The organism is Biomaibacter acetigenes, from assembly GCF_003691585.1.
Taxonomy (GTDB): domain Bacteria; phylum Bacillota; class Thermosediminibacteria; order Thermosediminibacterales; family Tepidanaerobacteraceae; genus Biomaibacter; species Biomaibacter acetigenes.
In genome coordinates this window covers 1930726-1953440 of record NZ_CP033169.1, presented here as the reverse complement: position 1 = coordinate 1953440, position 22715 = coordinate 1930726, and the positions used below count along the sequence as shown (strand labels likewise).

At 44.0% G+C, this 22715-nt stretch carries 24 protein-coding genes and 1 pseudogene; 19 read left to right on the top strand and 6 right to left on the bottom strand.

Annotated elements, in window-relative coordinates; all coding sequences use genetic code 11:
• Positions 1-64: 64 nt before the first annotated feature.
• Positions 65-316 (bottom strand): hypothetical protein, encoded by a 252-nt coding sequence (locus tag D2962_RS10085; protein ID WP_120767777.1) that lies wholly within the window; start codon positions 314-316, stop codon positions 65-67.
• Between the two features lie 265 nt (positions 317-581).
• On the opposite strand from D2962_RS10085, the gene D2962_RS10080 reads away from it, so the two are divergent.
• Both D2962_RS10080 and fsa read left to right on the top strand, forming a co-directional pair.
• Positions 582-1292 (top strand): class I SAM-dependent methyltransferase, encoded by a 711-nt coding sequence (locus D2962_RS10080; RefSeq protein WP_342774541.1) that lies wholly within the window; start codon positions 582-584, stop codon positions 1290-1292.
• 117 nt (positions 1293-1409) lie between these two features.
• On the top strand, positions 1410-2060 hold the full coding sequence (fsa, locus tag D2962_RS10075; RefSeq protein WP_122014908.1) for a fructose-6-phosphate aldolase: 651 nt from the start codon (positions 1410-1412) through the stop codon (positions 2058-2060).
• A gap of 195 nt (positions 2061-2255) precedes the next feature.
• Here the strand turns inward: fsa and D2962_RS17610 are convergent, their stop codons facing one another.
• On the bottom strand, positions 2256-2408 hold the full coding sequence (locus tag D2962_RS17610; protein ID WP_162991014.1) for a hypothetical protein: 153 nt from the start codon (positions 2406-2408) through the stop codon (positions 2256-2258).
• Between the two features lie 216 nt (positions 2409-2624).
• Here D2962_RS17610 and D2962_RS10070 point away from each other — a divergent pair, with 216 nt between their 5' ends.
• The 13 genes and pseudogenes from D2962_RS10070 to ptsP all read left to right on the top strand — a co-directional run bounded on the left by D2962_RS10070 (position 2625) and on the right by ptsP (position 15904).
• Positions 2625-3743, top strand: coding sequence for a GerMN domain-containing protein (locus D2962_RS10070; RefSeq protein ID WP_122014907.1), 1119 nt, complete (start codon positions 2625-2627; stop codon positions 3741-3743).
• A 215-nt stretch (positions 3744-3958) separates the two neighbouring features.
• Positions 3959-4903, top strand: coding sequence for a sugar-binding transcriptional regulator (locus D2962_RS10065; protein WP_120767781.1), 945 nt, complete (start codon positions 3959-3961; stop codon positions 4901-4903).
• A gap of 11 nt (positions 4904-4914) precedes the next feature.
• Positions 4915-5286 (top strand): transcriptional regulator GutM, encoded by a 372-nt coding sequence (locus tag D2962_RS10060; protein ID WP_120767782.1) that lies wholly within the window; start codon positions 4915-4917, stop codon positions 5284-5286.
• A gap of 178 nt (positions 5287-5464) precedes the next feature.
• On the top strand, positions 5465-5989 hold the full coding sequence (gene srlA, locus D2962_RS10055) for a PTS glucitol/sorbitol transporter subunit IIC (RefSeq protein WP_120767783.1): 525 nt from the start codon (positions 5465-5467) through the stop codon (positions 5987-5989).
• A 12-nt stretch (positions 5990-6001) separates the two neighbouring features.
• A complete protein-coding gene (gene srlE, locus D2962_RS10050) occupies positions 6002-6997 on the top strand; it encodes a PTS glucitol/sorbitol transporter subunit IIB (RefSeq protein ID WP_120767784.1) in 996 nt (331 codons plus the stop codon).
• A 75-nt stretch (positions 6998-7072) separates the two neighbouring features.
• Complete coding sequence (locus D2962_RS10045) at positions 7073-7432, top strand: PTS glucitol/sorbitol transporter subunit IIA (RefSeq protein WP_120767785.1); 360 nt, start codon at positions 7073-7075, stop codon at positions 7430-7432.
• Between the two features lie 30 nt (positions 7433-7462).
• On the top strand, positions 7463-8755 hold the full coding sequence (locus D2962_RS10040; protein ID WP_120767786.1) for an NAD(P)H-dependent oxidoreductase: 1293 nt from the start codon (positions 7463-7465) through the stop codon (positions 8753-8755).
• Between the two features lie 232 nt (positions 8756-8987).
• On the top strand, positions 8988-9947 hold the full coding sequence (locus tag D2962_RS10035) for a thiamine pyrophosphate-dependent dehydrogenase E1 component subunit alpha (RefSeq protein ID WP_122015771.1): 960 nt from the start codon (positions 8988-8990) through the stop codon (positions 9945-9947).
• A gap of 14 nt (positions 9948-9961) precedes the next feature.
• Positions 9962-10939 (top strand): alpha-ketoacid dehydrogenase subunit beta, encoded by a 978-nt coding sequence (locus D2962_RS10030; protein WP_120767787.1) that lies wholly within the window; start codon positions 9962-9964, stop codon positions 10937-10939.
• 14 nt (positions 10940-10953) lie between these two features.
• Positions 10954-12275 (top strand): annotated as a pseudogene (locus D2962_RS10025) (dihydrolipoamide acetyltransferase family protein).
• A gap of 14 nt (positions 12276-12289) precedes the next feature.
• Complete coding sequence (lpdA, locus tag D2962_RS10020) at positions 12290-13675, top strand: dihydrolipoyl dehydrogenase (protein ID WP_122014906.1); 1386 nt, start codon at positions 12290-12292, stop codon at positions 13673-13675.
• 172 nt (positions 13676-13847) lie between these two features.
• A complete protein-coding gene (locus D2962_RS10015) occupies positions 13848-14162 on the top strand; it encodes a bh protein (RefSeq protein ID WP_122014905.1) in 315 nt (104 codons plus the stop codon).
• A 17-nt stretch (positions 14163-14179) separates the two neighbouring features.
• Positions 14180-15904 carry a phosphoenolpyruvate--protein phosphotransferase gene (ptsP, locus tag D2962_RS10010; RefSeq protein WP_122014904.1) on the top strand — a complete coding sequence of 575 codons (1725 nt, stop codon included), beginning with the start codon at positions 14180-14182 and terminating at the stop codon, positions 15902-15904.
• A gap of 56 nt (positions 15905-15960) precedes the next feature.
• Here the strand turns inward: ptsP and D2962_RS10005 are convergent, their stop codons facing one another.
• The 4 genes from D2962_RS10005 to D2962_RS09990 form a co-directional block, all read right to left on the bottom strand.
• Positions 15961-16905 carry an AEC family transporter gene (locus D2962_RS10005; protein WP_122014903.1) on the bottom strand — a complete coding sequence of 315 codons (945 nt, stop codon included), beginning with the start codon at positions 16903-16905 and terminating at the stop codon, positions 15961-15963.
• Between the two features lie 104 nt (positions 16906-17009).
• Positions 17010-18437, bottom strand: a complete 1428-nt coding sequence (locus D2962_RS10000; protein ID WP_122014902.1) for a GldG family protein — start codon at positions 18435-18437, stop codon at positions 17010-17012.
• Between the two features lie 15 nt (positions 18438-18452).
• On the bottom strand, positions 18453-19163 hold the full coding sequence (locus D2962_RS09995; RefSeq protein WP_120767411.1) for an ABC transporter permease subunit: 711 nt from the start codon (positions 19161-19163) through the stop codon (positions 18453-18455).
• On the bottom strand, positions 19160-20131 hold the full coding sequence (locus D2962_RS09990) for an ABC transporter ATP-binding protein (RefSeq protein ID WP_120767410.1): 972 nt from the start codon (positions 20129-20131) through the stop codon (positions 19160-19162). The genes D2962_RS09995 and D2962_RS09990 overlap by 4 nt, the downstream gene beginning before the upstream one ends.
• Positions 20132-20207: 76 nt before the next feature.
• On the opposite strand from D2962_RS09990, the gene D2962_RS09985 reads away from it, so the two are divergent.
• The 4 genes from D2962_RS09985 to D2962_RS09970 all read left to right on the top strand — a co-directional run bounded on the left by D2962_RS09985 (position 20208) and on the right by D2962_RS09970 (position 22604).
• On the top strand, positions 20208-20405 hold the full coding sequence (locus D2962_RS09985) for an alpha/beta-type small acid-soluble spore protein (RefSeq protein WP_120767409.1): 198 nt from the start codon (positions 20208-20210) through the stop codon (positions 20403-20405).
• Between the two features lie 172 nt (positions 20406-20577).
• Positions 20578-21006: a ferritin-like domain-containing protein gene (locus D2962_RS09980; protein WP_120767408.1), complete on the top strand. Its 429-nt coding sequence runs from the start codon at positions 20578-20580 to the stop codon at positions 21004-21006.
• A 123-nt stretch (positions 21007-21129) separates the two neighbouring features.
• Positions 21130-21744, top strand: coding sequence for a DedA family protein (locus D2962_RS09975; protein WP_120767407.1), 615 nt, complete (start codon positions 21130-21132; stop codon positions 21742-21744).
• A complete protein-coding gene (locus D2962_RS09970; RefSeq protein ID WP_122014901.1) occupies positions 21741-22604 on the top strand; it encodes a GNAT family N-acetyltransferase in 864 nt (287 codons plus the stop codon). Before D2962_RS09975 ends, D2962_RS09970 begins: the two co-directional genes overlap by 4 nt.
• Positions 22605-22715: the final 111 nt, after the last annotated feature.

Below are 22715 nucleotides of genomic sequence, written 5' to 3'. Positions count from 1 at the left end.
CGCAAAAGAAAAACTACTGAACCAACTAATGTAAATGCTAAATCGTTACGATAATCTTTAGATTTTACTTTGATATATTGCCGATGGCCTCTTTTCGAAAAGACTGCTTGGAAAATATCATCATTACCACAGCTTCTATCAGCAAGGCCAGAGCAAAAACATAAAATCCAATGTTGTTATGAGAAACTTCTCCCAGTTTTCCAACAATAACCGGTCCGAAAAAGAACCCGATTCCCCAGAATAAGTAATAAGCGCCTGATATGGTGCCTTTTAAAGAATCCGATACCGTTTCATTGAGGAAGGCCATCAAAGACAAATAAAAAAACTCCAAGCCCGAGGCTTGCAACCGTTAGAATCACACTGATCCAGGGTTGACCCAGTGCCAGAGATCCAGCCATTCCAACCGCTGCAGTAATTAATCCGATTATCATAAATAACCTTCTGCCTGATCTGTCCGACAGTGGGCCGGTTATTATCTATAAATTATTCTATTCTATAAATTTGGAAAAATTCCAGCGTTTCTTTGTAATTAACAGGAAAGATAATATGTAATGGACCTTATAGGGTGTTAAGTGGCTTAAATAAAAAAAGAAATTTGCAAGGAGGCAAACGTTATGTCTTTTTTCAATGAAATAGCCGGGGATTACGACAACTGGTATAAGACTAAAATAGGTAGCTTTGCGGATAAGGTAGAGACCAGGCTCGCTTTTGATTTATTTGTTCCCGTCCAGGGGATGAGAGTTCTGGATGTAGGTTGCGGTACAGGGAATTTCAGCATAAAACTTGCTCAAAAAGGGTGCAAGGTGACAGGCATCGACATATCGGAAAAGATGCTTCATATCGCCAGGAAAAAAGCAAAAATGGCGGGCTTAAATATTGAATTCAAAAAAGTGGATGTGTATGATCTTGATTTTCTCGACGAAAGTTTTGATGCGGTTTTTTCTATGGCGGCCTTTGAATTCATCAAAGAGCCGAAAAAAGCCTTTGATGAGATGTACCGGGTTTTAAAAACCGGAGGGCAGCTTCTTATAGGTACCATAAATAAAGATTCATCCTGGGGAAGACTTTATATGGAACAGGCTCAAAAAGACCCCGACTCCATATTCCGCTTTGCGGATTTTAAAACTCTTATAGAACTGGAAAACCTGGATAAAAAACACCTGATGAAAAGCGGCGAATGTCTCTTTATTCCACCTGATGCACCGGAGGATAAAATAAGCCAGGAAGAGGAAAAACGCCTGGCAAAAACCGAGCGTGGCGGATTCATCTGCGCGTTATGGAAGAAAAAATAACAACTGAAATTAATTTCACCATTGAAAATATTTAAAAAAAATACCAAAATCCTCTAGAAAAATTTCGAGAGATAAGATAAAATAATAAAAAAAGTAATAATTCGGAGGTGCTTTACTATGAGGTTTTTTCTCGATACCGCTAATGTAAATGAGATCCGCGAAGCAGCATCCCTTGGCGTGATTTATGGTGTCACCACCAATCCCACTCTGGTGTCAAAAGAAGGTAGGGATTTCAAGGAGACCATCATGGAGATTACATCCATAGTGGACGGGCCCATTAGTGCCGAAGTGGTAAGCCTTGAAGCCGAAGGCATGGTGAAGGAAGCGTTGGAAATCGCCGCATGGCACCCAAATATCGTGATAAAAATTCCGATAATATGGGAAGGTCTCAAGGCAGTAAGTCAACTCAGCAAAAAGGGTATAAAAACCAATGTCACACTGGTGTTCAACCCCAACCAGGCTCTCTTGGCAGCTAGGGCAGGAGCAACCTATGTGAGTCCCTTTGTGGGTAGGTTCACCGATATCAGCCAGGATGGTATAGCCCTTATCTCAGACATAGCTGAGATTTTCAGTATACATGATATACATACCCAGATTATTGCGGCCAGCATCAGGACTCCTATGGATGTCATAAATGCAGCCAAGGCCGGAGCAGATATAGCCACAGTGCCTTACAAAGTCCTCCAGCAGATGATAAAACACCCCCTCACCGATATAGGTGTGGAAAAATTCCTGGAAGACTGGAAGAAAGTGCCGAAAAGAGCCTGATTGCATATATTTCCCATTTCAATATTTCTCTTAATGCCTATATCTTACAGTAATCCATATAATAACGGGAAGTCTGAGATAAAGGGTGGGTATCGAAGGAACTGATTTTTTTCCGAAAGTCGGAGATCAGAGATTAATCAGGTAGGATTCACTTCTACTCCGACTTCCGGCCTCTTACCTCCGGTATCCGATATATCACCGCTTGTTTTCTGGTCTCCGCTCAGGATCTATGACCTTTCTCATTCCCCTTATCCTATCTAGATCCTCTTTTCTTTCTGCCATCTTGAGATCTATTTCCTCTTTTCTTTCGGATCTATCTATTACTTTAATTTTTTGTTGTTTCTCCATGATAGACCTCCTATAAGTATGCTGGTTATATTATTGGTTTTAACCGGGAAACTTATGTGGCAAAACGGCTTTTTGAAGTGCAAAAACCTCCGGAATTTGTTATAATAAAATAAGCTATAGGGAATGCACCAAGAGTTATTGTTTATAATTTGGTGAAATTCTAAGAACAAGTGAGAAATACCAAGAAAATAAAAGATTATACAGGGAGGTTCTATCATGATTAGATTAGCAAGACCGTTGATAATAATTTCCATAATACTGATTTTGACGGCAGGATGTACCGCAAGGCTACAGAATAATGACAAAAAAAAAACAGAACCGGTTACTCCAAAAACTAAAACCGTAACATTATATTTTCTCGACAACAACAGCAAACAATTGGTGCCCGAAGAAAGGCAGGTCCCAGCGGACGGAAACCTCTATGAATCTATAATCAAAGAGATCATGGCGGGACCGAAGGAACCGGGAATATTGCCGGTAATACCACAAGACGCAGGGGATATATTGGAATCGGCCGATTGGTATGATACCGGTGGAATAATGGTTAAATTTAAAGAAAGTGCAAAACAATATTTGGACAGGTCTCCGGCCTTTATACAAGCCATGGTCCTTTCATTGACTCAAATCAAAGATGTAGACAAAGTGGCCGTTGAAGTAAATGATAAACCCTATGATGATGAAAACAATGGCATATATGTGAGAAAGATAAAGTTCGGCCCGGTATATGTCAGCAAGAGCAGGCAAGAGTATTTAAAAAATCTGGCGGAAAGCGGTAAAGCAGACTGGCTGTATGACCCTGTGGAGGTTTCCAGGAAGGAAGCCGGAGCTTTCGGATTTTTGCCCGATGATGAGTATTCTTTGGCATCAAAAAAGGACAGCGGGGAGGGTTCCGGTACTGGTGAGGCTTATGTGAGTGTAAGACATGGTGGCGAAGAATATACCATTCAACTCATTCAACCCTTCGGTCCCGGAGAAAAAAGTATCTGGGTCTTAAACAGCGTATCAAAAAAGGTGACGCCCATACCGGAGGCAAACCCCAAAGCCGGGGAAGCATTCATTTACGGCAGGGTCAAGAGAGTCGATGCGGATAAAAGGTTGATAGTAATTGAACGGGAATATATGGATTCACCCGACACCAGAGTGGAAGCCGGGCCGGATATATATGTGCTGCCGGAGGCCGTCATCCATTATCAGGAGAAGGTCGGAGTTTCCACTTCAGGCTATGAGTATAATGAATATGATGTTGAGTTTAAACATATAAAACCCGGCGACGAACTGGGGATCATCATAACAAAAGACAAAAAGGCCAGGGCCATCATAATATCCGGCAGGTAACATCATCCGGTGAATTTTTTCAGGGAATAGACATAATCTATTCCCTGATTGTTTTAAAATAATTAGAGATGGCTGCCGTTTTACATGATAGTGCTCTTCTTTACAGATAAAAACGGTATGTGAAGTTTGTCACTATTCTTGACAAAATAAAAATTACAGAGTTATAATGAAAATGAACCAATGATTATTATTTGAACAAATGTTCAAAGGGTGATATGGTGAACTACAAAGAAACCAGACTCTTAATTAGAATTGCCCATATGTATTATGATGAAAACAAGACCCAGCAGGAAATTGCCAACAAACTCGGCGTGTCGAGACCTTCTATTTCCAGACTCTTACAAAAGGCCAGGGAAGAGGGCATTGTGGAAATAAAGATAAATTACGAAGGAAGTTTCGCACGTCTGGAGGACACACTGGAAAAAGCATTTGGAATTAAGGAAGTTATTATTACTCCCTTTGATGAAGAAGGAGAAGGGCTCAAGAGATTGCTGGCCGAAGCGGCAGCAGGTTTCCTTATGAGGGCTCTGAAAGACAGGGATATCATAGGAGTTTCCTGGGGGACCACCCTTGCATATGTTCACGAATACTTAAAAAACGCTCCCAAACTAAACGTAACTTTTGTGCCCCTGGTGGGAGGCGTTGGTCAGACGAAACTCGATGTCCATTCAAATCAGATAGTAATAAACCTTGCCAGAGCTTTTGGCGGTGACTGGCAGTTGCTTCATGCACCTGCCATCGTCGACAGCCTCAATGTGAAAAACACCATTTTGTCTGATAAAAACACCAGGCAGGTACTGGAACTTGCCGAAAAATCCTGCGTTGCATTGATAGGTGTTGGGGCACCGTTGACACCTCATTCCACCATGCTTGAAACCGGATATTTCTCCGAAAAGGAACTTGAACAACTTAAAAATACCGGAGCGGTCTGCGACTTATGTTCAATCTTTTTAGATAAAGAGGGAAGATTGTGCCCAGCTGAGATTAATCAGAGGGTAATAGGTATATCCCTGGAAAAACTCACTAAGATTCCTCTAGTTATCGGTGTAGCCGGAGGTCCCGATAAACACGAGGCCATCCTTGCAGCACTAAAAGGTGGGCACCTGGATGTTCTTATCACCGATGAGCATACCGGCCATTTTCTCCTTGGTAAGAATTGAGGGAGGCAAAAATGTGGATTAAGCTGTTATGGATAATCGGCTTGATGTGGATTCTACAGGGGGTACTCACATATTTTCAGATAAAAAATTTTCAAATTAAATTGAAAGACATGAAAGAGAAGGGAAGAGTAGGCCTTGGAACGGCTAAAGGTAGACTCGGAGCCGGTGCCATTGTGATTCTTTCGGTTGATGAAACAGGCAGGATTGTTGAAGCCCGGAAAATGACCGGAATATCGGTTTTTGCCAGATTCAAGCCCTTTCCAGAGCTAAAAGATCTGTATTACTGGGAGGCCACAAAAGGGGTAGACAGTTCTAATAAATCTTTATTAAAAGCTGTAACCCGGGCTGTGGAATCTTTATCTGAAAAAACAAAGGTAGATTAAAGTCCTCTACCAAAGTATCACAATAGACGGCATATTCGAAATAATTTAAAATAAATCAAAATAAACCAAATATGGGGAATTACCTGACACAACATAAGGAGGTGATGGTTGGAAGGCGCTGTTATCTTAAAGTTTATATGTCTAATCGGATTTGTTAAATTTTATGGAGGTGGAAAAGATGGATGTTTTAGCAAATTTAGCCCAATCATTTATAGGTCTATTCCAGGAAGGCGGCAAGACATTTCTGGGACTTGCCGGCGGAATTTTGCCTACACTGATCACCCTTATGACCGCTATAAATGCTCTGATCAAATTTATAGGGCAGGACAGGATAGATGGCATTGCTCAAAATGCGGGCAAATATACTCTGCTTCGATACACCGTCATGCCTGTGCTGGCCGTGTTTTTCCTTACCAACCCCATGGCGTATACTTTTGGAAGATTCCTGCCCGAAAAATATAAACCTGCCTTTTATGATGCAGCTGTTTCTTTTGTTCACCCGATTTTAGGATTGTTTCCCCATGCAAATCCTGCGGAACTTTTTGTTTACATGGGTATTGCCCAGGGGATACAGCAATTGGGGCTGCCCTTAGGGCAACTGGCTATCAGATACTTTATAGTAGGCGTTATTGTAATTTTCATCCGCGGCATTGTTACCGAGAGGCTTACTCTCAGGATGATGAGACAGAGAGATCTAGTTTAGGAGGGAAGGAAAATGGAATATAAAGCGGTAAAAATAGAAAAGGGTCCCAGTGGTTGGGGAGGGCCTTTGATAATAAAACCATCAGAAGGCAAAGATAAAATAGTATCGGTGACTGGAGGGGGCATTGACCCTGTTGCGCAAAGAATAGCCGAGCTTACCGGCGGCACAGCCTTTGACGGTTTTAAGTCTTCTGTGCCGGAAGATCAGATTTGCTGTGTAATTATTGACTGCGGCGGTACGGCCCGGTGCGGGGTTTACCCAAAAAAACGCATTCCCACCATAAACCTCACTCCTGTAGGCCAGGTAGGCCCCCTGGCTCAGTATATAAAAGAAGATATTTATGTGTCGGGAGTAAAACCGGAAAATATAACCCTCGCTTCGGGCGAGGAAGCAGGGAAGGCTGTTTCCACCGGCATGTCTCTGGGAGATGCCATTACCCGGGAATCTAAAAAAAGTAGTAATGGAAATGGCCGAAAGATGGGATTCATAGAGAAGATAGGCCGCGGCATGGGTGGAGTTGTAGGCGTACTCTATCAGTCAGGCAGAGAAACCATAGACCAGATTATAAAAAACATTCTGCCCTTCATGGCCTTTGTAGCCACGCTCATAGGCATCATTTTGAAGTCAGGCATAGGAGACTGGATAGCCCATGTCATATCTCCTATGGCAGGAACATTGCCGGGGCTGTTAATAATTTCTATTATCTGTGCTCTACCGGTCCTTTCTCCGCTGCTGGGTCCAGGTGCCGTAATTGCTCAGGTAGTGGGTGTGCTGGTGGGCGTTGAGATAGGTAAGGGTAATGTACCTCCGCAATTTGCATTACCAGCCCTCTTTGCCATTAATCCTCAAGTTGGATGCGACTTTATACCCGTAGGTTTAAGCCTGGGTGAAGCAGAACCTGAAACGGTAGAGGTCGGTGTGGGTGCCATACTGATTTCGAGATTGATAACCGGTCCCTTAGCAGTATTGATTGCATACTTGTTCAGTTTTGGGCTATATGCAAAATAAAAGATAAAATGAAAATAATAATTTTAAAAAAACTGTGGCGCCGAGAGGCGCCATAGCCCTTGAAGGAGGCATAAGATGAAAAAATATGAAGTTACCGTGACAAGAATTGGCGAGCTTGTAAAGGAATTTCTTGGACAGAATATTATCGTGCTTTTCAATGAAAACGCGCCTTTGGAACTGCAGGATATTTCCGTATTGCACACCGAGGGAGAACTTTTGGATGACATTAAGGCAGGAGATGTGCTCAGAATAGGAAACAGAGTATATACTATTACTGCCGTCGGCGAAGTGGTTAATAAAAATGTAAGGCGCATGGGTCATACATGTCTTAAGTTCGATGGCAAAACTTCTCCCGAACTGCCGGGCGATATACATTTAAAAGGCGGAGATGCACCTTTCGTAAATCTGGGAGAAAAGATTGTCATAGAAGGTTAAAATTCATAAAAAAAAAGAGGAGATGCTAACATGTTAAATCTGAATACCAGATTAAAACAGCTGGAGGAAAGCGGAAAGAAAATAAATATAGGTCTTGTGGGAGCCGGCCAGATGGGGCGCGGCATGACCAGCCAGATGTTCTGCATGAAGGGCATTAGACCCGCTGTAATTTCGGATATAAATGTAGATAACGCAAAAAAGGCTTACACGCTGGCAGGTATAAATCCCGATGACATTGCGGTAGCGAAAACGCCTTCTGAAGCGGAGGAAGCCATAAGCCGAGGCAAATATGTGGTCACCGATGACCTTGAAGTGGTTACTAAAGCTCTTCCGGTAGATGTGGTAATAGATGCCACCGGAGTACCAGAAGTGGGGGCGCAGCTTGCCCTGGAATCCATCTACAATGGCAAACACATCGTAATGTTAAATGTAGAAACTGATGTGACAGTAGGGCCCATACTGAAGAAAATGGCCGACAGCGCCGGGGTGGTATATACTGTGTCTGCTGGTGACGAACCCGGTGCCATCAAAGAACTGTATGACTTTGCGGATGGCATGGGGTTTGAAGTAGTGGTGGTCGGAAAGGGCAAGAACAACCCGTTAAACCTTGATGCAAATCCCGATACGGTGAGGGAAAAGGCCGAAGCCCAGAAAATGAATCCCAAGATGCTGGCATCCTTCGTAGACGGTACCAAAACTATGGTGGAGATGACCGCTGTTTCCAACGCCATAGGATTTTTACCCACTCAAAGGGGTTTAATAGGCCTTAAAGCCACTGTCAAGGAACTACCGAAGCTTCTGAGTTTGAAAGAAGAAGGGGGAATCCTGGACCGCTACCAGGTGGTGGAATACATTAACGGTATAGCCCCTGGGGTCTTCGTAATAGTTAGAACAAATCTTCCAGCCATTAGGGAGGAAATGGCGTATCTCTCCATGGGTGAAGGGCCCAATTATGTGCTATACAGGCCTTATCATTTAACCAGTATCGAAACACCGCTTTCGGCAGCAAGGGCATATATATACCATGAGCCCACCATAGCACCGAAGGGAGCTCCTGTTTCAGAGACGGTGACCGTGGCTAAGAAGGATTTAAAGGCAGGAGAACACTTAGACAGCATAGGAGGATACACGGTGTATGGCGTAATAGACACCTTTAATAATGCCAAAAAACAAAATGCACTTCCCATAGGCCTTGTGAACAAAAATGTGGTTTTGAAGAAGGATATCAAAAAAGGCGAAACCATAACTTACGATGCGGTGGAGTTGGATGAAAGTTCCCTCATTCTCCAGTTAAGAAGGATGCAGGATAGACTGATAAGATAATGGCATATTATGTGGCATACAAAGTATAAAGGGCGATGAGCCCTTTCTCTTTCAACTCGATTTAATGGCATAATAATTGCATAGAGTTAACAAATGAAATATAATTTATCATATGTTCTTTAATAGGTTTCCCGGATGTTGGTACAAAAAGCAAAACGGAAAGAAGAATTTCTAAAAGCCATAAGGGGATATTACCACGATGTTGGAAATATTAAAAATGGGAGTTGATCATATGGCTCTTTCAAAAGAAAAGAAACTGTGGATGTACCGCAAAATGCTGGAAATAAGGCAATTTGAACTGGAGGTAGACAGGCTTTTTAAAGCCAACATGATATGGGGTACCTGCCACCTGTCCGTAGGAGAAGAGGCCTCAGCAGTTGGCTCCATCGCGGCCCTGGAAGAAAGTGACATGATAACAAGCACTCACCGGGGCCATGGACACTGTCTTGCCAAGGGTGGAGAACTTCCAAAGATGTTTGCGGAACTTCTGGGCAAAGAAACCGGCTACTGCCGGGGCAGAGGAGGTTCCATGCACATCGCGGACCTGGAAAAGGGAAACCTGGGCGCCAACGGCATAGTGGGAGGAGGCATACCCATTGCTACAGGCGCGGCACTGGCATCCAAAATGAAAAAAGACGGCAAAGTAACCCTGTGCTTTTTCGGAGACGGAGCGGCAAACCAGGGCTGTTTCCATGAGGCGGTAAACCTTGCCGCCGTAAACAAACTCCCCATAGTATATATCTGTGAAAACAACCTGTACGGCATGTCAGTACCATTCAGCAAGGCAAGCTCAGTACAAAATATCGCCGACAGAGCAGCAGCATACGGCATACCTGGCAAAGTAGTAGACGGAAACGATGTGGAAGCAGTATACGAAGCAGTAAAAGAAGCCGTGGACAGGGCAAGGAGAGGAGAAGGCCCCAGCCTGATAGAAAACAAAACCTACCGCTGGCTGGGCCACTCCAAGAGCGACGCCAACGTATACAGGACCAGAGAAGAAATAGAAGAATGGAAACAAAAATGCCCCATAAAGCGCTACAGGCAAAAACTCATAAATGACGGCGTTGCATCGGCGGAGGAACTGGACCGAATAGAAAAAGAAGTGGAAACAGCCATAAAGGATGCCATAGAATACGCCAAAAACAGCCCCGAGCCAAGAGTAGAAGACATCATGGATGGAGTATATGCATAAGGGAGGAAAAGAAAATGCCAGAAAAACTGTATATAGAAGCATTGAGAGAAGGCCTGCGGGAAGAAATGCTGCGCGACGAAAATGTATTCATAATCGGTGAAGATGTGGGCCTGTACGGCGGTGCTTTTGGAGTCACAAAAGGACTTTTTCAGGAATTTGGCGAAGACCGCGTAAAAGACACCCCCATATCCGAAGCCGCCATAGCGGGAGCCGCAGTAGGAGCTGCCCTGTGCGGCATGAGGCCCGTGGCCGAGATAATGTTCTTTGACTTTTTCACCATAGCCATGGACCAGCTTGTAAACCAGGGGGCAAAAAACCGCTACATGTTCGGAGGAAAGGCAAAAGTGCCCATGGTCATCAGAGGACCCATGGGATGCGGCACTGGAGCTGCGGCCCAGCACTCCCAGAGCTTCCCGGCGGTATTTGCCCACTTCCCCGGTCTCAAAGTCGTCATGCCCTCAACGCCATATGATGTAAAAGGATTAATAAAGGCTTCCATAAGAGACGACAACCCTGTGGTATTTGCAGAGCACAAGCTGCTGTACAAAGTAAAGGGTGAAGTCCCCGAGGAAGACTATATAGTACCCCTGGGTAAGGCCGATGTAAAAAGAAAAGGTAAAGACATCACCGTGGTGGCCGGCTCCATCATGGTCATAAGAGCCCTGGAAGCCGCAAAACAGCTTGAAAAGGAAGGCATAGATGTGGAAGTGGTAGACCCCAGGACATTAAAGCCCCTGGATATGGACACCATCGTGAATTCCGTTAAGAAAACCGGCCGGGTAGTCATAGTAGAAGACGACCCCATAAGCTTCGGGTGGGGGGCGGAAGTAGCCGCCGGGATTGCCTCAAGTTCCGCCTTTGACTACCTGGATGCCCCCATAAAGCGCCTGGCGGGTTTGGACATCCCCATCCCCTACAACCCCAACCTGGAAAAACACGCCGTTCCGCAGGTGGAAGACATAATAAAGGGAATTAAAGAGACACTAGGGTAAAGGAGGAACAAAAAATGGCCACCGTAGTGAAAATGCCAAAACTGGGCACCACCATGGAAGAAGGGACCATAATAAAATGGCTCAAAAAAGAAGGAGAGCCTGTAGAAAAAGGTGAAGCCTATGTAGAGATCCAGACCGACAAGGTAAATCTGGAAGATGAAGCTCCGGAGTCCGGTATATTGAGAAAAATCCTGGTGCCCGAAGGTGCCGTTGTATCCGTGGGAAAGGAAATCGCCATTATTGCAGGCGTCGACGAGCCCCTGCCCGAGATAGGTGAGGAAAAGGCGAAAGAAACTGAAAATCCGGCTTCCCAGAACTTAAAGACTGGTGAAGAAATGAAGGAGCAGCCGAAAGAAACGGAAGCTGTTGAGGGCAAAGTAAAAGCCTCTCCGGCGGCAAAGAGAGTAGCCCGGGAAAATGATGTAGATCTTTTAAAAGTCACCCCCACCGGTCCCGACGGCCGTATAATAGAAAAAGACGTGCTGGATTTTATTGAAAGCCAGAGGATAAAAGCCACTCCCCTGGCCAGAAAGATTGCCGAAGAACAGGGTATTGACCTTGCTAAAATCCAGAAAGCTCCTGGAGAAAGAATAACAAAACAGGACCTCATGCCACAAGAGGACAAAAAAGAATCCCCCGCCCCGAACACACTGAAAGTTATTCCGGTGGCCGGCATGAGGAAAATAATAGCCGAGAGGATGGCAAAAAGCAAGGCCACGGCTCCACATATATACCTCACCTTAGAAGTCGACATGACAAAAGCCATGGAACTTCGGGAAAAACTCATTCCCGCCATACAAAACCAGTATGGCAGCAAACTATCCTACAACGACATCCTCATAAAAGCTTCGGCTGTGGCAATAAAGCAAAATCCCATAATAAATTCAACCTTTAACGATGATGAAATAATAATAAAAGAAGACATAAACATCGGCCTTGCCGTGGCCCTGGAAAACGGCCTCATCGTACCTGTAGTGAGATGCGCCGATAAAAAGGCCTCGGGGAAATATCGAGAGATACAACACAACTCATAGAAAAAGCCAGGTCCGGCAAACTTCTGCCCGATGACTACCAGGGAGGGACTTTCACCATTACAAACCTTGGTATGTATGATATAGAAAACTTCAAGGCCATCATAAATCAGCCCGAAAGTGCCATCCTGGCAGTGGGAAAAATAATGAAGAAGCCTGTGGTGATAGACGACCAAATAGTCATAAGACCCATGATGAACCTCACCCTTTCCTGCGACCACCGTGTAATCGACGGCGCTCAGGGAGCCAGATTCCTCCAGAGGATAAAACAGATCCTGGAGGAACCTTTAGAGATGCTAATGTAAAGGAGCTGTTTTTCATGCCCTACGACATTGCGATAATCGGCGGCGGGCCCGGGGGCTACGTGGCCGCCATATACGCCGGAAAGAAAAAAGCAAAAGTTTGCCTCATTGAAAGAGATGAGCTTGGAGGCACATGCTTAAACCGCGGCTGCATCCCCACCAAAGCCCTCATCCACAGTGCAAATATAGTCTCCGAGATAAAACAAGCAAAAAGATTCGGCATAATCACCCGGGATGTACAAATAGACTGGAACACTATCCAGAAAAACAAGGAAACCATAGTGAAAACTCTCACCAAAGGAGTGGAAAACCTTCTAAAAGCCAACGGAGTAAAAACATATAAAGGAACAGCAAAACTTTTAGACAAAAACACCATAGAAATAACCTACCAGACGGGACAAAAAGAAACCATCACAGCGCAAAAAATAATCCTTGCCACGGGCTCATCTACTGTAATAATACCTATACCCGGATATGACCTGCCGGGAGTCATCACCAGCGATGAAGCACTATCTTTGGAAGAGCTTCCAGAGTCCATGCTCATAATAGGAGGAGGAGTAATAGGCATAGAACTGGGGTATATATATAACACGATGGGAGTGGACATAACCATAGTGGAAATGCTGCCCCAGATACTCCCGAGACAGGATGAAGAAATACAAAAAGAACTGAGAAAAATTCTTGAAAGACAGGGCATAAAAATATATACCAGCTCAAAAGTAAAGGCCATAGAAAAAACAGAAGATAAACTCATAACAACCTTTGAAACCCAGGAAGGAGTAAAACAAATCACAACAGACAGAGTCCTCATGGCAGCGGGAAGAAAACCCAACACGGAAGCCGTAAAAGACCTGAACCTGGATATACAAAAAACTGGCATAACAGTAGATGAATACCTAAGAACAAACATACAAAACATTTACGCCATAGGAGATGTCACAGGAAAATCCATGCTGGCCCATGTGGCTTCACACCAGGGTATAACCGCAGCCAAAAACGCCCTGGGGCAGAACAAAAAAATGGACTACAAAGTAATCCCGGGATGTATATATACAAGCCCTGAAGTAGCCTCGGTGGGCCTTACCGAAGAAGAGGCAAGACAAAAATACAAAGACAACATCAAGATAGGCAGATTCCCCTTCATAGCCAGCGGCAAAGCCCTCACCCTGGGAGAAAGGCAGGGTTTTGTAAAAATAATTTCCGACTCAAAGTACAACGAAATCCTCGGTGTCCATATTCTTGGCCCCAATGCCACCGAACTTGCCGCCGAAGCTGCTCTTGCCATAAAGCTGGAGTGCACTGCCGAAGAACTGGCGGATACTATCCATGCCCATCCCACGCTGTCGGAAGCGGTTATGGAAGCTTCCTTTGACCTTCTGGGAGAGCCTATTCACAAGATGTAGATACAAAAAAAGGGGGAATCCCCTTTTTTATATTTTTTACATTTCAAGGTTGATACTTTTAAAATTTAACGTTATTATTATATAGAGAAGTTAACTCTAAAACCGCTTAAAGTTTTAAGAATTAAACCAAAATTGGAAGAGGCATTTAACATCTGGAGAGGGGGGAGTTAAAATGGCCTCCAGAATGGAAGCAGAACTTTTTTGTCTTCACTGCAATAAGGATACGCCCCATACGGCAACCTATGTCGGAAACACATTGAAAAGCATTAAATGCACCCAGTGCGGTAACGAAATTGAAATAAAAAGAGAAAAACTTCTGGGGAACTATGCGGTAGACTTCATCGAGAGAATCCTCACAAAACCTTACAGGATGACAAAAGAACTGGAAGAGGATATTAAAAAGTTTATTCTTTCCTTGCCCATCAGGATAATTACCAAACCATACCGTATTGCAAAAGAAGTGGAAGATATCATAAAAAAAGATTAGATTAAGAGGGGGTTAACATGTTAAAAGGGATTGCGGCATCACCGGGTATCGAAATCGGAAAAGCTTATGTGCTCAAAGAGCAGAAGGTAACCATCAATAGAGAAAATATTGCGGATAATATGGTGGAAAAAGAGATAAAGCGCCTTGAAGAAGCCATAGTAAAATCTAAAGATCAGTTAGAGAAAATCAAGGAAAAAGCCGAAAGAGAGCTGGGCCAGGATAAGGCCGAAATCTTCGGGGCCCACCTAATGGTGCTGGAAGATCCGGTATTTCTTGATGAGATAAAAGCGAAGATAAGAGAGACAAGAATCACTGCGGAAAATGCCGTTTCTATTGTTTCGCAGAATTACATCGAGATGTTTAATAACATGGAGGATGAGTACCTGAAAGAACGGGCGGCGGACGTAAAGGATGTAAGCGACAGGATTATAAAAAATATCCTGGGAGTTCCTATCGAAACCCTGGCGGATATCTCCGAGAAGGTTATTGTGATTGCAAAAGACCTGACTCCCTCGGATACAGCCCAGATGAATAAACAGAAGGTATTAGCTTTTGCCACCGACATGGGAGGGCGCACATCCCACACCGCCATCATGGCCAGGTCTCTGGAGATTCCGGCGGTGGTGGGGCTTGTGGATATTTCCGGTCAGGCCGCAGCCGGAGATGTTATCATAGTCGATGGCAACAAAGGAGTTGTATATATCAATCCCGATGAAAAGACATTGAAAGAATATGAAAAGCTCAAACAGGATTATATAAAATACCGCCAGGAACTGAAGCAATTGAAAGACCTTCCCGGAGAAACCCGGGACAGAGCCCGGAGAGTGGAGCTTTCTGCAAATATTGGCACTCCCAAAGACGTAAAAGGAGCCCTGGAAAACGGAGCCGAAGGCGTGGGACTCTACCGCACCGAATTTTTGTACATGGACCGGGAAAACCTTCCCTCGGAAGAGGAGCAGTTTAAAGCATATAAAGAAGTGGCCGAATCTATGGCTCCAAGGCCTATCATCATAAGGACCCTGGACATCGGCGGTGACAAGAAGCTACCGTATCTCGAAATGCCCGATGAGCTAAATCCCTTCCTGGGCTGGAGGGCTATCCGCATGTGCCTGGACAGGCCCCATATCTTAAAGACCCAGCTCAGGGCGATACTCCGGGCCAGCCACTACGGCAATCTGAAAATCATGTATCCCATGGTTTCCCGGGCCGAAGAGATACGAAAGGCCAATGCCATCCTTGAAGAAGCCAGGCAAGAGCTCCGAGCGGAGGGCATACCTTTTGATGAAAACCTGGAAGTAGGCATCATGGTGGAGATACCTTCGGCTGCGGTCATAGCCGATATACTGGCAAAAGAAGTGGATTTCTTCAGCATAGGCACCAATGACCTCATCCAATATACCCTGGCCGTCGACAGGATGAACGAGCATATTTCGATTTTGTACGAACCCCTACACCCAGCGGTGCTGAGACTTATAAAAAATGTAATCGACGCTTCTCATAAAGCAGGTAAATGGACAGGTATGTGCGGCGAGATGGCGGGAGATGTGACCGCAGCACCCATATTGCTGGGCATGGGCCTGGACGAGTTTTCCATGAGCGCATCCTCCATCCCGCAGGTGAAAAAGATTATCCGCGCTCTCTCCTATGATGAAGCAAAACAGATAGCAGAAAAGGCATTAAGCCTGGAAAGGCCGGAAGAGATAAGGGAGATGGTGGAAGGGGTAATTCAAAAATTAAAATAAGGAATTTAAAAATAGTTCATCTAAAAGAGGCACTTCGTAAAAGCAGTGCCTCTTTTTTATACTAATTTTAATATCGCCATATATATCGGCACCACAAAAATAGTAGCGATGGTGGTGGCGGTTATCATTACCGCCACGTATTCACTGTCGGCGCCGTAGGCTTTTGAAACTATGGCCGTATTTGTCATGACCGGCATGGCTGCCTGGATCACGAACACATTTCTCATCAACGGTGGTAAAGGGAAGACCATTGTCAGTAGGAGGATGGAAAGCGGGGAAATAACAAACCGCCCGGCAAACAACACCAGCATATCTTTGGTGATTCTTATAGTTTTAAGGTCAATGGAATGAATTGTTATACCTATAAACAGCATGGAAATGGGAGTGGTTAGATTCCCAAGATACCTAAAAGTATCCATGATAAAAGAGGGCAATCTTATGCCCAGCATGATCATGACAACCGCCAGAAGAAAACTCACAAGCGGCGGAGATAAAATTTGTTTTACTGTTTCCAGACAAAATAATTTTTGAGGACGGTCATTACCATCCCTGTTTATCTCATATACTCCGAGAGTCCAGAAATAAACAGTATTTGCAATATAGTATAACAGCACATAAGGAATACTTTTTTCACCAAAGAGGGCAAGGTTTATGGGAAGTCCCATAAAAATGGTGTTGGAATTGAAGAACATTGACCTGAAAACGCCCTGTCTTCCAGTTTGTATCTTTGCCATCTCTGAAACAACAAAACTTAGCAGATAGCACAAAGCAATGGATGTAAATGGGACCACCAGGCCACCGGCACTGGTCAGGAGCTTTTCCCTGTCAAAGTTGTTCATGAGGTCATGTATCATGAGCAACGGTAGTGATATTTTAACAACAAGGTTTACGAGAAGTTTCGAAGAATTTTCGTCAAACCATTTCCAGGATGTAAGTACATACCCCAGGAAAATCATGAGCATTATGCTAAATATACTTTGAGCAGATTGTAATATAGCCATTTGCAAACCCCTTCATTTTATAAATACAATTTTAACATAGAAAGACTTAACATAGAAAGACAGGGTCATGACAGCCCTGTCTTTACGCATCTATGAAATCTACTTTATAAATTCCTCCTGCGCAGCCATACTACGAAACCGGCGATTATTATAATTAAAGGCAGACCCACTACTGTGGAATAAAAGATAGCCTGTACCATGCTGCCTGTCAGATTTACAAAAGGTGGTTCTTCAGATTTTGCCGGTATGCTCAGCAGATTGGTGCTCTGCAGCAGCCATGTTACTGATCCTGCGGCAAAATCCAGATTGCCTGCGAGGCCCAGCGTTTGCGGGCCTAAAAAAGCGATGTTGCCTGCCACCACGGCTATGGGGTCTCCAATTTCCATGTCAGGAGCCGTTATGGTATTCGGATCAAGAGGGGTTTCCTGCTTTTTGGTTTCCGCCGGCCTTGAAATGGCATAGGCCAGGTGAAGCGGTCCCTGAATGTCATTGTTGTCTTTCATTACCTTGTTTTTAGACAGGTCTGTCTCCCCAAAGGCATCATTGCTGGTTATTAAAAGAGATCTTACCTGAAGAGCATCGGGCAATTTTTTCAGGGGTTCCAGACTTCTACTGTAAGGGAAAATAACAGTAAGCTTTTTATTTAGCAGGCTCTGGGTGACTTCGTGATTTTCCACCATCGGTACCGGTGTGAGCGGGTCCGAGTAAAAAGACCGCTGCGGGTCTGTGACAATGTCATCATGAGCCTCAAGTCCCAGGAAAGAAAGTAGATTTTTCCATTCGATCAAGGGCACACTGGGGTCAGCAGGACCCAGGAATATCAAAAGTTTGCCGCCCTTACTAACATAGCTTTCAAGCATTTCCCGCTCTTTGGAAACAAGGTCCCTTTGGGGGCCTGCCGCCACCACCAGGCTGGCATCATCCGGAATTTTACCTTCCAGGGAAAGTTCGAGCTGATGAGTAATATATCCTTCTCCCTTCAGATAGGAGTTGAAACTGTCAAGATCAGATATAAGGCTGGCTTCGCCGTGACCCTTGAGAAAATAAATATTAGCCTTGTTTTGCCGGTTTAAATCCAGGATGGCCCGGGTCACCGCCTGCTCCCCGTTGAAATCCATGGAATAGGGATTTTTTCCCGGCGAATACAGGTTATACTGGCTTATGGTGCGCTGGTGTTTTGAATCCTCGACTACTATAGTATTATATTCCTGGATGTTGTATTTTTTTGCAATGGATGGATCCTTTTCGGGGTCGTAAAAATTGACATTAATCTTTGAAGAAGCAAATCCATATTCCTTCAGGAGATTTTTAATGTCGCTGCCGGTGCTGCTGCCCTCCGCAATAAAAGCCGTTATCTTGACGGGTTCTTTTAAATTGGCCAGGATTTCCCTGGTTTTTTGAGATAAAGTGAACCTTTTAGATTTTGTCAGATCCCATCTATGATGATATTTAGCTGCTGTGAAATTTACACCCACAAGGGTTGCCAGCAATATGACAACTATCAGTGCGCTGGATAATCTCGCGTATTTCAATTTTATGCCTCCTCCCTAAGACCAGGCCCTTTTAGCCACGCCCAGCATGGAAATCAATAGAGAAACAATAATGATGCTGAGAAAATATACTATATGGGTTGTATCAATAACACCCCGGAGGAAATCTCCGTAATGCTCGGATATGGACAGAGCCTTTGTAAACTGGCCCAAAGGTCCCGATATATTGCCGGACAGCCAGCCAACTATCCATAGCAGCAGCAGTATTCCGAAACCCGACACGCTGGCAATGATCTGACTGCTGGTAAATGAGGAACACATTATTCCGATGGCAAGGTACGTGGCAGCCAGCAGCAAAAATCCCAGGTATGACGTTAGAATTACCCCTATGTCAGGCGACGATATGAAAAGCAGTATGCCTGGAAAAATGAGAGTTAAAATGATGATGGCTAGAAACAATGCCAGGGATGCCAGGTATTTTCCCAGCACCACCTGGGGAATGGTCACGGGATATGTGAGCAAGAATTCCATGGTGCCATCCTGTTCTTCTCCGGCTACCAGTCTCATGGTTAAAACCGGGGCCGCAAAGATAAGAATTACCGCGAGGTTCATAAACAGGCTTGTCATTTCTGCAATTCTGGAAGTAAAAAGGGCGACTGAAAAGAAATATCCGGCCAGTGCCATTATGACGGCAATGACCGCATAGGCTAGCGGAGACTGGATATACCCCTTCAGTTCTTTTTTAAATACGCTGTATACGGCTGTCATGATTTGTCATCCTCCTTTGGAGATGCGAAAACGGCATCTTCTTCAGTAACCAGTTCCAGGAATATTTCTTCTAAAGACATCTTTGAGGATTTCATCTCCAGTATGGCAAATCCTTTTGCTGCCATGGCGAAAAACAGCTCTTCCCGGATATCTCTGTCTTTTTCCGCAGTAACTCTAAAATCTGATATATCCTTACCGGAAGAATTAATAGATACTGATTCGACACCGGGGGTGTTTTGAAGAGAAAGAAGCACGTCTTCCTCGGGGCCTTTTACCTGCATGCTTATCTCCTGATGGCCCATCAGTGCGTTGCTGAGGTTTTCCGGGGTATCCTCGGCTATGAGTCTGCCCTTGTTTATGATGGCCACCCGATGGCACAGACTGCTTACTTCGGGAAGTATATGAGAACTCAATATAACGGTCCTCTTGCCGGCAAGATTTTTAATAAGCTGACGTATTTCAATGATTTGCTGGGGGTCAAGACCTACAGTGGGCTCATCCAGAATCAAAACTTCCGGTTCTCCCACCAGCGCCTGGGCGAGGCCTACCCGCTGGCGGTATCCTCGGGAAATATGGGAAATAAGGCGGTTTTTCACATGGCTGACACCCACTTCTTCCATGACCTTTTCAACCCGGGAATATTTTTCCTTGCCTTTAAAGCCCTTTAGTTCTGCGGAGAAAGTCACGAAATCCTTTACGGTCATGTCGTTATACAGCGGAGGATTTTCAGGCAAGTAACCAATGAATCTTTTTGCAGCAACAGCCTGTTTTACAATATCATACCCTGCTACCCGAACTTTTCCTGATGTGGGGGGCATGTATCCCGTAATTATTCTCATGGTGGTGGATTTTCCGGCGCCGTTGGGGCCCAGAAGACCGAGAATTTCCCCCTTTTTTACAAACAATGATATACCTTTCAGTGCGGTCTTGTTTCCATAGTTTTTCGTGACATTGGAGAGTTCTATCAAATAGATTCCTCCTTTACCGGACATATTGGAATAAATTTGTTTTTTTGCGGACATTATAATTTTATGAGGTGAGCTTATGGGGAAAAATATCGATAAGAAAACTATTGTAAAGGCTCCGAACCCCAACGAAAAATTGAAAGTAGAGGCCGCCAAAGAATTGGGGCTTTTCGACAAAGTAAAGCGCATTGGCTGGGACATGCTCACAGCCCAGGAAACCGGGAAAATCGGAGCCGTAGTAAAAAAGAAATTAAGAAACTGTAAAATAAATTCATAAAAACACAATTAAAATTATACCATAGATTAAAGCCTTTTCAAATTTATATAAACATCCGGTCAAAGCCGGAAAATCCGCTCATTATAAACTTTTTAAACAAACTCATGCTTCAAAGAAATTGTGATAAATCTATGAGATTTATTTAAGGACATTGTGAGAAGGAGGTCAATGAATGGAGTTAAGCTTAATTACTGAAAATCAATTGGGTGTGACCAGGGGCACAGCCGTGGAATCAGCTGTTACCCAGAACTATCAGGGCGAATGCATGGAGGTAGGATGGTACCTGGCTGCAGCCCGGCAGGCTCAAAGAGAAGGATTTGCAGAAGTAGCCGAAGTTTTCAAGACCATAGCCCGGGAAGAAGCCGCTCATGCAGCAAGGTTTGCCGAACTTAATGGAGAAATCTCCACCACCAGGGAAAACCTGGAGAAAGCCTTAAATGGGGAGCAAAATTCAAACCGCATGAAAAGGGAGGCAGCCGTTGCAGCCAAACAAAACAACATAGACGAAGCCCATGATGTTTTTGATGAAGCCGCCAAGGACGAATCTCGCCATGCCAGGGCGCTTAAAGGAATTAAAGACAAGCTTTTTGCCGGTTTGTAAGGTTTGTAGTGGAATTTATGGCCGATGATGTTTCAAACAATGGGAAACATTATCGGCTATATTTGTAAGAAAAACATTTAAACAAACGTACATCGAGTGTATAATTTTATTGGGTGATGGGACATGTCCAACCTGTGGCAAAATTCTTATGATATTTTGACTAAGTACGGATATGCGGGACTTTATCTTGGCCTTTTGGCCGAAGGTACTGGGTTGCCGTTGCCTGTAGAACTTTTATTTATGGCTGCCGTATATTTTATTAGTATCAATCAAATGTCATTGTTATACGTTATAGCGGTGGCTACCATCGGAAACCTTTCGGGTAATATTCTCGCCTATTACATAGGATACTTCGGCGGCCCACCGGTGGTAGACCGGTTAAACAGATTCCTGCACATGAAAGATGAGGATATTAAAAGGATAAGGGAATGGTTTGACAGATACGGAGGAGTGGCAAATATGATAAGCCGGTGGATCGGGATAACCAGGACTCCCGCCATTTGGACCGCCGGCCTTTTGAGAATAAATTTTTTATCTTATCTTGTATTCTCTCTGATCGGGGATTTCTTCTGGGCAACATTTTGGATGATACTGTATTTTAAAACCTATTCAGAGATACACAGGCTACTTTATATGCCGTGGGAATATAAAGCCGGCGCTATAATGATGTTTATAACATTCATTGTTCTGGCCTGGAAGCTTTTTTTTAGATATTTTAGAAGGGGCGGGAATAGTTGAAGGAGCATTTTTCTGATATCAAACACATATGGGAAGAACTGGAGAAATTTGAGGATATTACACCTTTTTCCACCTATACATGGGCCGATAACTGGCTTAAAATCTGGAGAAAAACAGCTTATATTCTGAGCGTAAAAGTATCCGGGACAATAGCAGGTCTTGCGCCGTTTATAGATACCATGGGGAAATTGAGGTTTATAGGATATAACAACAGCGATTATCTGGGTTTCTTATTTAGACCGGGACATGAACAGGATTTTTTAGAAGGCCTGGCCGATGAACTTGCCGGAAAAAACATTACTTTGCTGGACCTTGAACATATGCCTGAAAAGTTTAGAGATATCAAAATAAATAGGTATGAAAAGTCTTGCTTCATGCAGGATGTATGTCCGTACATTACCTTACCCGACAGCTGGGATGCATATAAAGCGGGTTTAAACAAGCGGTTCAGAAAAAATATAGAATATTACTGGAGAAGGGTAAACAGGGATTTTAATATAAAATATGAAGTGGTGAACAAAGAGCAGGATGTAAAACCTACCCTGCTCAGGATGGTGGAACTACATCAAAAAAGATGGCGGAGCAAAAGGTTGCCGGGAGCTTTTTATAGTAAAAAGATAATCCAATTTCATCTAAATGCCGCTGTAGACTTATTTATAAAAGGCTACCTGGATTTACACCGCTTAATAATAAATGAAGAGATAGCAGCGGTATTATACTGCTTCCACAAAAACAGGAGTACCTATTATTATATTGGCGGATTTGACGATGCCTATAAAAATATGAGCATAGGGGTGCTTCTTACTTCAGCAGCCATAAAAACATCAATAGAAAGAAAAGATAACATTTTTGATTTTTAAGGGGAAATGAATCATATAAGGATAATTTTTGCAGCGAAAAAAGGTACAATTACAGGTTGGTGTTTCACAAAGGATTGTTAGCCGGTATGAGGGCAAGGGTAATAGAAAAGG